11 protein-coding genes are annotated in these 13,467 nt (G+C 75.3%); 4 read left to right on the forward strand and 7 right to left on the reverse strand.

What is annotated here, in order from left to right; translation table 11 throughout:
• Window positions 1–29: 29 nt before the first annotated feature.
• Together ACN20G_RS08955 and ACN20G_RS08960 are read right to left on the reverse strand one after the other, a co-directional pair.
• A complete protein-coding gene (locus ACN20G_RS08955) occupies window positions 30–740 on the reverse strand; it encodes a LuxR C-terminal-related transcriptional regulator (protein ID WP_424212215.1) in 711 nt (236 codons plus the stop codon).
• Window positions 737–2,038: a PspC domain-containing protein gene (locus tag ACN20G_RS08960; protein WP_424212216.1), complete on the reverse strand. Its 1,302-nt coding sequence runs from the start codon at window positions 2,036–2,038 to the stop codon at window positions 737–739. The genes ACN20G_RS08955 and ACN20G_RS08960 overlap by 4 nt, the downstream gene beginning before the upstream one ends.
• 131 nt (window positions 2,039–2,169) lie before the next feature.
• Between ACN20G_RS08960 and ACN20G_RS08965 the strand changes: the two genes are divergently transcribed.
• Window positions 2,170–3,612: a PspC domain-containing protein gene (locus ACN20G_RS08965; RefSeq protein WP_424212217.1), complete on the forward strand. Its 1,443-nt coding sequence runs from the start codon at window positions 2,170–2,172 to the stop codon at window positions 3,610–3,612.
• Window positions 3,599–3,823, forward strand: a complete 225-nt coding sequence (locus ACN20G_RS08970; protein WP_424212218.1) for a hypothetical protein — start codon at window positions 3,599–3,601, stop codon at window positions 3,821–3,823. The genes ACN20G_RS08965 and ACN20G_RS08970 overlap by 14 nt, the downstream gene beginning before the upstream one ends.
• Here ACN20G_RS08970 and ACN20G_RS08975 read toward each other — a convergent pair.
• The 4 genes from ACN20G_RS08975 to guaA all read right to left on the reverse strand — a co-directional run bounded on the left by ACN20G_RS08975 (window position 3,769) and on the right by guaA (window position 8,536).
• The gene (locus tag ACN20G_RS08975; RefSeq protein WP_424212219.1) at window positions 3,769–4,323 is read right to left on the reverse strand and encodes a DoxX family protein; all 555 of its coding nucleotides are present in this window, start codon (window positions 4,321–4,323) and stop codon (window positions 3,769–3,771) included. The genes ACN20G_RS08970 and ACN20G_RS08975 overlap by 55 nt on opposite strands.
• Before the next feature lie 55 nt (window positions 4,324–4,378).
• A complete protein-coding gene (locus tag ACN20G_RS08980; protein WP_424215435.1) occupies window positions 4,379–5,644 on the reverse strand; it encodes a hypothetical protein in 1,266 nt (421 codons plus the stop codon).
• A 100-nt stretch (window positions 5,645–5,744) separates the two neighbouring features.
• Window positions 5,745–6,581, reverse strand: coding sequence for a class II aldolase/adducin family protein (locus tag ACN20G_RS08985; protein WP_424215436.1), 837 nt, complete (start codon window positions 6,579–6,581; stop codon window positions 5,745–5,747).
• A 362-nt stretch (window positions 6,582–6,943) separates the two neighbouring features.
• Window positions 6,944–8,536, reverse strand: coding sequence for a glutamine-hydrolyzing GMP synthase (gene guaA, locus ACN20G_RS08990; protein WP_424212220.1), 1,593 nt, complete (start codon window positions 8,534–8,536; stop codon window positions 6,944–6,946).
• Window positions 8,537–8,888: 352 nt separating this feature from the next.
• On the opposite strand from guaA, the gene ACN20G_RS08995 reads away from it, so the two are divergent.
• Window positions 8,889–9,200: a chorismate mutase gene (locus tag ACN20G_RS08995; protein ID WP_424212221.1), complete on the forward strand. Its 312-nt coding sequence runs from the start codon at window positions 8,889–8,891 to the stop codon at window positions 9,198–9,200.
• A gap of 475 nt (window positions 9,201–9,675) precedes the next feature.
• Entirely contained in the window at window positions 9,676–11,328 is a 1,653-nt protein-coding gene (locus tag ACN20G_RS09000; protein ID WP_424212222.1) for a hypothetical protein, read from the forward strand.
• Window positions 11,329–11,440: 112 nt separating this feature from the next.
• Here the strand turns inward: ACN20G_RS09000 and ACN20G_RS09005 are convergent, their stop codons facing one another.
• Window positions 11,441–13,213 (reverse strand): FAD-dependent oxidoreductase, encoded by a 1,773-nt coding sequence (locus tag ACN20G_RS09005; RefSeq protein ID WP_424215437.1) that lies wholly within the window; start codon window positions 13,211–13,213, stop codon window positions 11,441–11,443.
• Window positions 13,214–13,467: the final 254 nt, after the last annotated feature.

Raw genomic sequence — 13,467 nt, forward strand, 5'->3', positions numbered from 1 at the left:
CCCGCCCGAGCACCCGCCCGAGCGGCGCCTCAGACCAGCCGGCGGGCCGTGGCCCAGCGCGTCAGCTCGTGCCGGTTGGACAGCTGGAGCTTGCGCAGCACCGCCGACACGTGCGACTCCACCGTCTTCACCGAGATGAACAGCTGCTTGGCGATCTCCTTGTACGCGTACCCGCGCGCGATCAGCCGCAGCACCTCGCGCTCCCGCTGCGTGAGCCGGTCCAGGTCCTCGTCCACCGGCGGGGCGTCGGTGGACGCGAACGCGTCGAGCACGAACCCGGCCAGCCGGGGCGAGAACACCGCGTCCCCGTCCCGGACCCGGAACACCGAGGCCACCAGGTCGTCGCCGGTGATGTTCTTCGTGACGTACCCGCGCGCACCGCCCCGGATCACGCCGATCACGTCCTCCGCCGCGTCCGACACCGACAGCGCCAGGAACCGCACCGCGCCCTCCCCCGACATCAGGGGCGCGCACCGCCGCAGCACCTCCACCCCGCCGCCGCCCGGCAGGTGCACGTCGAGGAGGACCACCTCGGGCCGGGTCGCGGTGATCACCGTGACCGCCTGGTCCACGTCGGCCGCCTCGCCGACCACCTCCACGCCCGTGCGCTCCGTCTCGCCGATCTCCGCCTGGACCCCGGCCCGGAACATCCGGTGGTCGTCCACGAGGACCACGCGCACCCGCCGGACCTCGCCGCCCGCCGTCGTGCCCGCCGTGCCGTCCGTGCTCTCTCCGGTCATGCTCCGCTCGCCCTCTCCATCTCCAGCTCGACTTCCGTGCCGCCGTCGGGCGCGGACCGAAGCCGCGCCGAACCCCCGTTGCGCCGCATCCGGCCGATGATCGATTCTCGTACGCCCATCCGGTCCTCGGGGACCGCGTCCATGTCGAACCCGGGACCCCGGTCCCGCACCGAGACGAACACGTTGGCCCCCTCCACCTCCGCGTACACCTGCACCGGCGCCCCGCCACCGTACTTGGCCGCGTTCACCATCGCCTCGCGCGCGGCCTGCACCTGCGCCACCAGGCCCTCGTCCAGCGGGCAGTCCCCCACCACGACCACCTCCAGCACCACCCCGTGCAGGTCCTCCACCTCGGCCGCCGTCCGCCGCACCGCCTCCGCGAGCGTGTCCGGCTCCTCCTCGGCCTCCTTGCCCGTGCCCTCCGGCTTGTACAGCCAGTTCCGCAGCTCCCGCTCCTGCGCCCGCGCCAGCCGGCGCACCTGCGCCGGATCCTCCGCGTTGCGCTGGATCAGGGTCAGGGTGTGCAGCACCGAGTCGTGCACGTGGGCCGCGACCTCGGCCCGCTCCTGGGCCCGGATCCGCATCAGCCGCTCGTCGGACAGGTCGCGGGTGATCCGGATCAGCCAGGGCCCGGCCAGCAGGACCACGCCGACCAGCACCGCCAGCGTCGCCGTCAGCACGTTGCCCAGCTGCGCCGCCGACCCCCGGATCACGATGAACACGGTCAGGCCGACGCCCACCAGGATCACCCCGGCCGCCGCCCGCCCGAACTGGAGCCAGCGGCCCCGCCCGTCGGTCTCCGGCCGCTCCGCCCACACCGCGCGGCGCGCGTTGTCCGCCTGCCGCCACACCAGCACCACGCCGGCGCCGACCAGCAGCGTCGGCCACACGTACCGCCCCGACTCGGAGCCCGAGTTCACCTTCGACGCGAAGTTCGCGGCGCCCGCCGCCAACACGATCAGCGCGATGACCTGCCCCGCGTCGGGCCGGCGCAGCCGCCGCGTCCCGTCCGGCAGGGTCTCGAACGGGAACGCCGTGCGCGGACCCGCGCCGCCCGCGCCGAGCGGCACCACCACCCAGAACACCGCGTACAGCAGCATCCCGAGCCCGTCCCCGAACAGCACCATCGCCGCGAACGCGAGCCGCACCCACAGCACCGGCATCCCGAAGTGCCCGGCCAGGCCCCGGGCCACCCCGCCCAGCATCCGGCCCTCGGCACTGCGGTAGAGCCGGCGCGGAGGGGCCTCCTCCGGGTCGGTCGTCCTGGGGGCGCGCGGGGGCGCGGTCGCTGCGGGCATGCTCCGATGGTCACACGCCCGCCGGCGCCCGGACATCAGGGCCGTCCCCGATCCTTCTCGGGGACATCTCAGGGTTCCCCCAGGGTGGGTCCCCGATGCCGCTCCGGGTCGGGGCCCGTCACCATGGGGGCATGACGGACGTGCACGAGGCCCCCGCCGCGGGGGCCGCCCCGGAGGAACGGCCCCCGCTGCGCCGCGCCAAACGCGACAAGGTGCTGGCCGGGGTCTGCGGCGGCCTAGGCCGCCGGTTCGACCTCGACCCGGTGATCTTCCGGGTGGTGCTCGGGGTGCTGGCCGTCACCGGCGGCGTCGGACTCCTCTTCTACGGCTTCGCCTGGCTGCTGCTGCCCGCCGACGGCCAGGAGGAGAGCGAGATCAAGCGGATGCTGACCGGCCGGATCGACGGCGGCGCCCTCGCGGCGGTGCTGCTCGCCCTGGTCGGCTGCGCCCTCTTCCTGTCCATGCTCGACAACGGCGTGATGGGCCTGTTCTCGGTGCTCGTCATCACCGCCCTCGGCGCCGCCGGCCACTGGTCGCACAAGAAGCGCCTCGCCGACGCCGCCGAGGCCGCCGCGAAGACGGCCGCGGAACCCGCCGGGGCCGGCGCCGCCGGGCCCGAGGCCCCCGCCGCCCCCTCCGCGCCCGCCGCGCCCGCCAAGGCCCCCCGGCACCGGCCGGAGGCCCCGCCCGAGACCCTCGCCCCGCCCGTCACCGCCGGCGTGCACTCCTGGTGGAGGGAGCCGCTGGTCAAGGACGGCACCACGGGCCCGCGGCCCGGCAGCTACCTGTGGGGCCCGGTGGGCGCCGCCTCCGCCGTCGGCGTCGACCCGGCCGCCGCCCGGGACCTGGCCGCCGCCCACACCATCGCGTACCGCGCCGCGAGCGCCCCGCCCGCGCCGCCCGCCGCCCCCGCGCCCCCGACCGTGCCGCCCCCGCGCAAGCGCGGCTCCGGCATCGGCGGCCGGATCTTCCTCCTCGCCCTGATCGCGGCCTGGATCGGCGCCGCCACCCACTGGCACGGCCACCCCCTCGGCCAGGCCCTCCAGATCGGTCTGGCCTGCGCCCTCGGGGTCTTCGGCCTGGGCCTGGCCGTCAGCTCCCTCAAGGGCCGCACCGGCTTCTGGACCCTGCTGTGGGCCGTGATCACGGCCGCCCTGCTGGCCGGGGCCACCCTGCTGCCCCGCCAGATCGGCACGGACTTCGGGCAGGCGTCCTGGCGCCCCGCCTCCGTCGCCGACCTCAAGCCCGTCTACTCGGCCGGCACCGGCACCGCCCTGCTCGACCTCAGCGGCGTGGACGTGCCCGAGGGCACCACCGTCACGGTTCGCGCGGAACTCGACGCGGGGGTGCTCAGGGTGATCCTGCCCCGCGAGGTCACCACCCGCGTGGACGCCCGGCTCGACCTCGGCGACGTCCGCCTGCCCGAGGACGCCCCCGAGGATTTCCGACCGGGCACCGACGAACACGTCTCGACGACCCTGCGACCCGTGTCCGGCACCAAGGCCGGCGGCACGATCGACCTGCGGCTGGAGAACGCCGTGGGCCTGGTGGAGGTGGACCGTGCGCACCCATGAGTTCCAGCCCGGCCGGCTGGTCGCCGGCCTGGCCCTGCTCGTCGCGGGCGTCCTGTACGTACTCGACGGCACCGGCCGGATCGACGTGGCCTGGTTCCTCGTGATCCCCCTGGCCCTCGGCGGCCTCGCCCTGGCCGCCCTCACCGGCCTGGTCGGCTACGCGATCCGGCGCGACCGCCGGGCCCGCAGGGAGGAGTCCGCCGACCACTGACCCGAGCCCGCCAGCACCAACGGCAGCCACGCCATCAGATAGGCCAGGTCGTTGCCGTAGTAGTACGGGCTGACCTGCCAGGACACCGTCAGCCACAGGCTCAGCGAGATCAGCGCCCCGCCCGCCGCCGCGACCCGCCCCCACAGGCCGACCAGGGTCCCCAGGCCCACCAGCAGCTCCCCGACGGCGATCAGGGTCCCGAACAGCACGGGCGAGGTCAGGGCCCCGTCCACCAGCGCGGGGATCGCGGAGGTGTCCCGGACCCCGCGCATGAGGTCCCCGATCGAGCCGCCGCCGGAGGCCGCGAGGAAGGCCGGGTCGGTGAGCTTGTCGAGGCCCGCGTAGACGAAGGTCACGCCGAGGAAGATCCGCAGCGGCAGCAGGGCGAGGGCCGTGCCCCGGGCGGCGAGCCGTTCCCGCGCGGAGGCGCGGGCGGGCTCGGGGGCACGGGCGGGCTCGGGCAGGGGGCGCGGCGGGGGTTCGGATGCGGAAGCGGCCATGGCCCATTCTCGCCCCGCCGGTCCCCGCGCACCCGCCCGGGGGCGGGGCGGGTCCTCAGTCCGCGATGTCGATCCAGCGGCGGTTGGACTCGGCGCCGGCCGCCGTCACCACCCGGATCTCGGTGCGGCCCGGTTCCACGTCCGCCGGGACCGGCACGGTGATCACCCCGTCGGAGGGGTTCGCGAACCCGCCCTCCACGGGCACCAGCGGCACGTGCACGTGCACCGCCCCGATCCGCACGACGAGCCGGGCCAGCATCTCCGGGGTGTGCGCCCCGGGCGGCACGAAGCCCAGGCCGCGGATCTCGATGTCGTCGCCGGTGCGGACGGCCGCGTCGAGGTCGCCGGGTTCGCGGCGGCGCACCACCGACAGCACGAGCGGCGCGGAGCCCTCGGTGAGCTTCGCGGCCAGGTAGACCCCGGCGGACAGGGCCACGAGCAGGGTCCACGCCCAGGGCAGGGTGGGCAGCCGGTCCGGGGAGCGGGCCAGGGAGACGGCCGCGAAGCCCAGGGAGACGACGGTGATCAGCGCGTACTGGGCGTCGGGCAGGTTGCCCCGGCCCGCGTCGTCGGTGAGGAGGTCGGCGCCGCGCGGCCGGTCGGCGGGGAGCTTCTGGAGCCGCTGGGTGCGCACCCGCACGCACACCACGCGGCGGACGGCGACGGCGACCCCGGAGGTGAGGGCGAGGGCCGCGAGCAGGGGCGCGGCCCGGTACAGGTCCAGGCCCGCGAACAGGGCGTCGACCTGCGGTCCGGAGGCGGCGGCGGCCAGTCGCAGCGCGGGCAGCAGGGTCGCGAACGCGATCAGCAGGATCCAGCCGGCGGCGACGGTCTTGGAGGTGGAGAGACGGTTGTCCTCGCCGACGAGCGGGGCGAGGAGTCCGCCGCGCGGGTCGTGGGCGCGGGCCGAGAGGGTGAGGAGGGCGGCCAAGAGGAGGGCGGTGAGGAGGGCGGCGGTGCGGGCGGCGGTCCAGCCGGTGCCGAGCGCGGTGCCGAGCTGTACGAGCAGCAGCAGTCCGGCGGCGATCCACACGCCGAGGACGGCGCGGCGGGAGAACAGCGAGAGCCGGCCGGGCCCGGCGGCGCGGCCCCGGTCGGCGACGGCCCGCGCGGACAGGGCGAGTTCGTCCGAGACCCATTGGCGGGTGGCGCCGGGCGAGCGGGTGACGGCGGCGGGCAGGCCCTGCCCGGCCGTGAACTCCTCGTGTTTGGCGCGGAACGCGGCCAGGGCCCGCCGGTGGCCCTCGCGGGCCCCGGTGGGGCAGGTGTCGCACGTGCAGCGGCCGGCGTGGCCGGCGCGGTGGATCTCGTCGACAGCCACAACCGTCACGCCTCCCTCACGACCGTCAGAGATTGCGCATTGTGCACCACTCGGGGTACCTCGCGCGGTCCCGTCGACGTCAGGGCAGGTGATCGTACGTTCATGGGGTTGACGCGGATGGCGGTACGGGCCGGTGGGGCGGGGGCACGGATCCCTCCCACAGGGTCTGGAAGTCGACCCAGGCCGCGAGGTCGGTGCCGAAGCGGGCGCGGGCGGCGGCGGCCGAGCGGTGGTCGACGAGGACGGGCTTGCCGGCGGCGCGGGCCAGGAGTTGGACGCGGGCGGCGCGTTCGAAGGCGATGAACCACCAGGCGGCGGCGTCCACGGAGGCCCCGACGGTGAGGTGCCCGTGGTTGCGCAGCAGCAGGGCCTTGCGGGAGCCGAGCGCGAGGGCCATGCGGGCGCATTCGGCGGGGTCGGGGGCGGCGCCGGTGTACTGGTCGAGGAGGGCGTGGTCCTCGTAGAAGAGGCAGCTCTCCTGGCTGATGGGGGCGAGGAGTTCGCCGAGGGAGGCGAGGGCGACGGCGTGCGGGGTGTGCAGGTGGGCGACGGCCACGGCGTCGGGGCGGGCCCGGTGGACGGCGGCGTGCACGGCGAACGCGGCCTCGTTCAGCCGCCGGGTGCCGCGCAGCACCCGCCCGTCGCCGTCCACGAGGAGGAGGTCGGCGGGGGTGAGACCGGCGAGCGCGCGACCGAAGGGGTTGACCCAGTAGCAGTCCTCGTAGCCGGGGTCGCGGGCGCTGAGGTGGCCGGTGACCCCGTCCTCGTAGCCGAGGGCGGCGAACAGGCGCAGGGTGCCGGCGAGGCGTTCGCGCAGGTGGGCGCGTTCGGCCTCGGGGGTGTCGAAGACGGGCGGCAGGTCGAAGCCGAGGGCGGCGGTGGGCAGCGGGGTGGGGGCCTCGGGCCCGTCGGGGCCGTCCCCCGCGTCGAGGAACACCGGCTCGGGCACGGGGGCGGGGGCATCGGCCGGGGGGCGTGCGAACGGTGAGGGCGGGGGCGCGACCGGCGGGGGCGCGAACCCCGGCGCGGACGCGCGGTCGAACCCCGGGTCGGACAACGGGTCGGTCTGCGGATCGGTCTGCGGATCGGACACGGCGGGCCCCCTCCTGCTCCTTGCGACGGGCGCAAGCTACCGGCGCGGATCGCAACAGACCAGAGCGCGGGCCGGGCGGGACCGGGCGGCGGGGCCGGAACGAGGCCGGGAACGGGGCCGGGAACGCCGGAGGCCGCCGGCCCCGCGCGCGGCGGGGACGACGGCCTCGGCCGTGCCCTCGGGCTCTCACCGGAGGGCGGGCGGGATCACTCCCACTCGATGGTGCCCGGCGGCTTGCTGGTGCAGTCGAGGACGACCCGGTTGACGTCCTTGACCTCGTTGGTGATGCGGGTGGAGATCCGGGCGAGGACCTCGTACGGCATCCGGGTCCAGTCGGCGGTCATCGCGTCCTCGGAGGACACCGGGCGCAGCACGATCGGGTGCCCGTAGGTGCGGCCGTCGCCCTGGACGCCGACGGAGCGCACGTCGGCGAGGAGCACGACGGGGCACTGCCAGATCTGGCGGTCCAGGCCGGCGGCGGTCAGCTCGGCGCGGGCGATGGCGTCGGCCTCGCGCAGCAGGTCCAGGCGCTCCTTGGTGACCTCGCCGACGATGCGGATGCCGAGGCCGGGGCCGGGGAACGGCTGGCGCTGGACGATCTCCTCGGGCAGGCCGAGTTCCTGGCCGACCATGCGGACCTCGTCCTTGAACAGCTGGCGCAGCGGCTCGACGAGCTCGAACTCCAGGTCCTCGGGGAGGCCGCCCACGTTGTGGTGGGACTTGATGTTGGCGGTGCCGGTGCCGCCGCCGGACTCGACCACGTCCGGGTAGAGGGTGCCCTGGACGAGGAACTCGACCGGGCTCTCGTCGGGGGCCTCGGCGATGATCTCGGCCTGGGCCTGCTCGAAGACGCGGATGAACTCGCGGCCGATGATCTTCCGCTTCTCCTCCGGGTCGGAGACCCCGGCGAGGGCGGTCAGGAAGCGCTCCTGCGCGTCGACGACCTTCAGCTTCACGCCGGTCGCGGCCACGAAGTCCTTCTCGACCTGCTCGGTCTCGCCCTTGCGCATCAGACCGTGGTCGACGTACACGCAGGTGAGCTGCGAGCCGATGGCCTTCTGCACGAGGGCGGCGGCCACGGCGGAGTCCACGCCGCCGGACAGGCCGCAGATGGCGCGCTTGTCGCCGACCTGCGCGCGGATCGCCGCGACCTGCTCCTCGACGATGTTGCCGGTGGTCCAGGTGGGGGCGAGGCCGGCGCCGCGGTAGAGGAAGTGCTCCAGGATCTGCTGGCCGTGCGTGGAGTGCATGACCTCGGGGTGGTACTGCACGCCGTACAGCTTGCGCTCGTCGTCCTCGAACGCGGCGACGGGCACCACGTCGGTGGAGGCGGTGACGGTGAACCCGGCCGGGGCGGCGGAGCACGCGTCGCCGTGGGACATCCACACCGACTGCTGGTCGGGGGTGCCCTCGAAGAGGGTGGAGCCGGACTTGCCGACGGCGAGGGCGGTACGGCCGTACTCGCGGGCGCCGGTGTTGTCGACGGTGCCGCCGAGGGTGACCGCCATCAGCTGGAAGCCGTAGCACATGCCGAAGACCGGGACCCCGGCCTCGAACAGGGCGCGGTCGATGCCGGGCGCGCCCTCCTCGTAGACCGAGGACGGGCCGCCGGAGAGGATGATCGCCTTGGGGTTCTTGGCCAGGATCTCGGCCACGGGCATCGTGCTGGGCACGATCTCGCTGTACACCCGGGCCTCGCGGACGCGGCGGGCGATGAGCTGGGCGTACTGGGCGCCGAAGTCGACGACGAGAACCGTGTCCGGGGCGCTGTCGTGGGCGGCGGAGGGTGCTTCTGGCACGGGGCGGCCTTCCGGCGGAAGAAACGGGTTTGTCCCGGCGATTCTAACGGGGGCGGGTCGGGGGCCTTTGTCGGACCGTCCGAACGTTCCCGGCCGGCGGGCCGGAGCTTGGCGGGCGGGGCCCGGGCCGGCACAATGCGTTCCGTGCGCGAGCAGCTGAGCTTCCTCTTTACCTATGGCACCGGACGGTCCGGCCGCCATGGGTTCTCGTGATGCTCACCGCACACATCTGAACTTCCGAGAGCGCCCCGGTCCGATGGGACCGGGGCGCTCTCGCGTTCCCCGCTCCGATCGGCCGCCGGGGGCCCGCCCCCGGACCCCACCGACCGCACCACAGACCGGAGCACCCGCCATGAACGCCACCACCGCCACCGCCCCCGTGACCGCCCCCACCGCGCCCGCCGTGACCTCGGTCGAGGAGGCGGACGCGTTGATCGCCGAGTCCCGGCGCCGGATCGACGCGATCGACGATCGGATCATCGGCCTGATCCAGGAACGGATGGCCGTCTCGGCGGTGATCCAGGAGACCCGGATCACCACGGGCGGGCGCCGGGTGCACCTGTCGCGCGAGATGGAGGTGCTGGCGCACTTCCGCGACGCACTGGGCAAGCCGGGCACGAACCTGGCGATGACCCTGCTGGAGGTCTGCCGGGGCCGGATCTGACCCGGGCCGCGTCCGACCCGGGCCGCGTCCGACACGGGCGCGCGGGCGTTCGTCACCCGTCCGGGCCGTGACCGGGCCGGCCGGGGCTTCGTTGAGGGGGTGTCCGTGCCGGCCAGGCACGGTGCCCGCGAGGGAAGCGGATCCACGAGCACCACGCGTGGCTTCGTCGGAGCGATGAGACCCGTCCACGGTGACGTGCGGCGGGTCGTGGGACCTCGCACCGACGTGTGACCGGACGGCAGGGGACAGCAGCCCGGTCACCACTGGGACGGTCGGTCCCGGGGGACGCCCCGGGCCGGCCGTCCCGCATGTGTTCGCGGCGGGCAGCGCGCTCCCCCTCCGAGCGCGCTGCCCGCGTACATGGGTGACAGACGATCAGGTGCGAAGGTTGCACGTGTCGCCCCACCCCGGAACGTGACCTCGATCACACCACCCGACACGCAACTGACCGGTAGCCTCAACAGTCTTTCTGAGCATGACAAAGATCACGGCCCTGTCGGCCGCGGCCGGCCTGGTGATCCTGGGCGCGGCCACCGCGCCCTCCGCCCTCGCGGCGGAGCCCGAGCTCGCCCTGCACGCCCCGGAACAGCAGGCCGTACGCCTGGCCGGAGGCCCCGTCGGCGGCGCCTCCTACCTCACCGTGGACACGAACCTCTCGGCCGCCGAGGCGGCCGGCCAGGAACTGGTCTTCACCGTGCCCCTGCCGAGCGCCGAGGACATCGTCGTCACCTCCGACCCCGCCGCGACCTGGCAGAAGTGCGCCGTCACGGCCGCCGACCCCGCCAAGTCCGCGCCCGCGGTCCTCACGTGCAAGGTTCCCGGCTCCACCGCCCGATCGCTGACGCTGGCGCTGATCGGCCAGAAGCAGGACAAGACCTTCCCCCTCCAGGTCTCGGCCGCCGCCCCCGGCAAGAAGTTCAAGCCCGCCACCACGAAGCTGACCGTCGGGGCGACCGAGCTGCTCGTCTCGCCGCAGGCCAAGCCCGCGCAGGCCCCGCCCGGGGCCGAGACGCGGCTGCGGCCGACGTTCGTCAACGCGGGCGGGACCGAGCTCGCCAAGGTCGACGTGACCCTGCGCACCACGCGCGGCCTGGACCTCGTCGAGACGTACACGAACTGCAAGCCGACGCCCGGGGACGTGTGGACCACGGTCGTCTGCTCCCTGGAGGGGCCGTTCAAGCCCGGCACCGTGTACGAGCTGACCAAGCCGGTCACGGCGAAGACGGACAAGAACGCGTTCGCGGACCTCTACGAGCTGTCCGCCGCCCCCGGCGCCTCCGGCGCGGGCGTCGCCCCGGCGAAGGGCGCCGGGACCCCGCTCACGGCCACCGCCAAGGGCTCCGACGCGGGCGCCGCGCGCACCGCCGAGACGACGCCCGGGGGGCCGGCGACCTGGCGCGCGAGCGCCCGCACCGAGTTCGCGACCACCAACACCGCCGACTTCCGGGCCCTGCCCGGCAAGGTCACCGGGGTGCCCGGCGCGAAGAAGGTGAGGGCCTCGTTCGGGTTCCACAACGCGGGCCCGGCGTGGATCGGCGACCCGGTCGGCGGGGCCCCCGCGGCCCGCGTGGACATCGTGCTCCCGGCCGGGGTGAGCGTGGACACCAAGCCCGCCGCCTGCGCCCCCGTCACCGAGGGCGGCACGACGTTCTACCGCTGCCTGACCGGACCGCTCGCCAAGGAGGGCACGGACCTGCTGTTCCCGTTCGAGCTGTCCGTGGCGGCCGACGCGAAGGCCGGCGGCAAGGGCGGCAGCGTCCACGTGACCGACGCCGCCGGCAAGGCGCCCGCCTTCGACCGGACCCCGGGCAACGACACGGCCGCGATCGTGCTCGACACGAAGGCCGCGACCACCTCCCCGGCCCCGACCGGCACGAAGAGCCCGAAGCCGTCCACGAGCGTCTCGGCCACGCCGAGCCGTTCCGCGACCGCGAGCCCGAGCGCCTCGCGCAGCACCGGCGCCACGACCGGCGCCACCGGCGGCAACAACACGACGCCGAACGGCAGCCTGTCGAACACCGGCAGCGACGTGGTCCCGCTCGCGCTCGGCGCGGCCGGGATCGTCGTGGCCGGCGGCGCGCTGGTCTTCGCGTTCCGTCGTCGCTCCACCGGCGGCGACGCCGCCTGACCGACCGCGGGCGCGAACCGGCGGCCCCGGTCCGCGCCCGCCCCGCGCACGCCGGACGGCCCGCGCCCCCACCCCGTCGGACGGGGTGGGGGCGCGGGCCGTCCGGCGTGCGTCAGGGGGCCTCGTGGCGGGGCGGGACCGGGGGGACGGCCAGGAACGGCAGCCGCAGCGCGCCGAACGCCTCCTTCGGGACGGCCGGCCGGACCGGTTCCACCGCCGCGATCCGCCGGTACGCCTCGCCCGGGGCCGGGCGCGGGTCCCGTTCGCCCTTGTTGGGCCAGAAGGCCATGGCCCGTTCGGCCTGCGCGGTGATGGTGAGGGACGGGTTGACGCCGAGGTTCGCGGAGACCGCCGCGCCGTCCACGACGGAGACTCCCGGGTGCCCGTGCAGCCGGTGCCAGGGGTCGACGACCCCGTCGGCGGGGGTCGCGCCGATCGGGCAGCCGCCGAGGAAGTGGGCGGTGAGCGGGGTGCCCATGAGCTCGCCGACGTTGCTGCCGGGGAAGCCGTTGATCTCCTCGGCCAGCAGGGTCGCGGCGCGGGTCGCGGCCTCGATCTGCACGGGGTTGGGCGCGCCGTGCCCCTGCCGGGCCGTCAGCAGGCCCTTGCCGATCCCGCCGGTCCTCAGGTGGGTGGTGAGGGAGTTGTCGAGGGACTGCATGACGAGGCCGATGATGGTCCGCTCCGACCAGCGGCGGTTGGACAGCGACCGGGCGAACTGGAGCGGGTGGGCGGCGGTGCGGGCGAACCAGGCCGCGACCCGGTGCCGGTGGAAGGGCACTTGGAGGACGGTCAGGAAACCCATCGCGTTGGAGCCCTTGCCGTAGCGGACCGGCTCGATGTGGGTGTCGGCGTCGGGGTGCACGGAGGAGGTGATGGCCACGCCCCTGGTGAAGTCGGCGCGGGCCCCCGCCCCGTGCCGGCGGCGATAGCGGCGGTCGTCGGTCTGGGCGCCGACGAGGCCCTCGGAGTTGGTGCGGGTGAGGTCGCCGAGGCGGGCCGAGAGCCGGGGCAGTTCGCCCTTGGCCTTCATGGTGTGCAGGAGGGTCTGGGTGCCGTAGGTGCCGGCGGCGACGACCACGTGCCGGCTGCGGAGCACGCGGGCGCGCCCGCCGCGGCGGTGGTCGGTGGGGACGGTGCGGACGCGGTGCCCGCCGTCGGGGTGTTCGCCGATCGCGGTGACGGTGGTCATCGGGTGGACGACGGCGCCGGCGCGTTCGGCGAGGTGCAGGTAGTTCTCGTTCAGGGTGTTCTTCGCGCCGTGCCGGCAGCCGGTCATGCACTCGCCGCACTCGACGCAGGCGCGGCGGCTGGGGCCGGCGCCGCCGAAGTACGGGTCGGGCACCTCCCCGCCGGGGTGGGTGCGGGCGGCCTCGGCGCCGGGCGAGCCCTCGGCGTCGCGGCCGTCGCCGAAGAACACGCCGACGGGCGCGAGGTGGAAGGTGTCGCCGACGCCCATCTTGTCGGCGACGGCCCTCAGGTGCTCGTCGGAGGGGGTGAGGGTGGGGTTGAGGCGCACCCCGAGCATCCGGCGGGCCTGGTCGTAGTAGGGCGTCAGCTCCTCGCGCCAGTCGGTGATGTCGGCCCACTGCCGGTCCGTGAAGAAGGCGTCCGGGGGGACGTAGAGGGTGTTGGCGTAGTTGAGGGAGCCGCCGCCGACGCCCGCGCCGGCCAGCACCATCACGTTGCCGAGGAGGTGGATGCGCTGGATGCCGAAGAGGCCGAGGGCCGGGGCCCACAGGTAGTCGCGCAGGGCCCAGGAGCTCTTCGGGAGGGAGGCGCGGGTGAAGCGGCGGCCGGCCTCCAGCACGCCGACCCGCCAGCCCTTCTCGCTGAGCCGGAGGGCGGTGACGGCGCCGCCGAAGCCGGAGCCGACGACGATCACGTCGTAGTCGTAGTCCGCGTCGTCGGGGAGGGTCGGGGCGGGCGGCGCGCTCTCGGCGGGGGCCCCGGTGGGAGCCCCGGCGTGCGGGTCGCGCGCCGGTGTCGTGCCGGGCGCCGAGGCCGTGCCGGGCGCCGGTGGCGTGTCGTGCCGCGGGTCCGTCCCCTGCGTCGGGTCCGGCCGGTCCGTTCCGTACTGGTCGTGCGACACCACGCGCCTCCCCATGGGCGTCGGTTGCGGGTCTCGGGCAGGCCGGA

The sequence above is a fragment of the Streptomyces dryopteridis genome, assembly GCF_049606955.1.
In the GTDB taxonomy this organism is placed as follows: Bacteria; Actinomycetota; Actinomycetes; order Streptomycetales; family Streptomycetaceae; genus Streptomyces.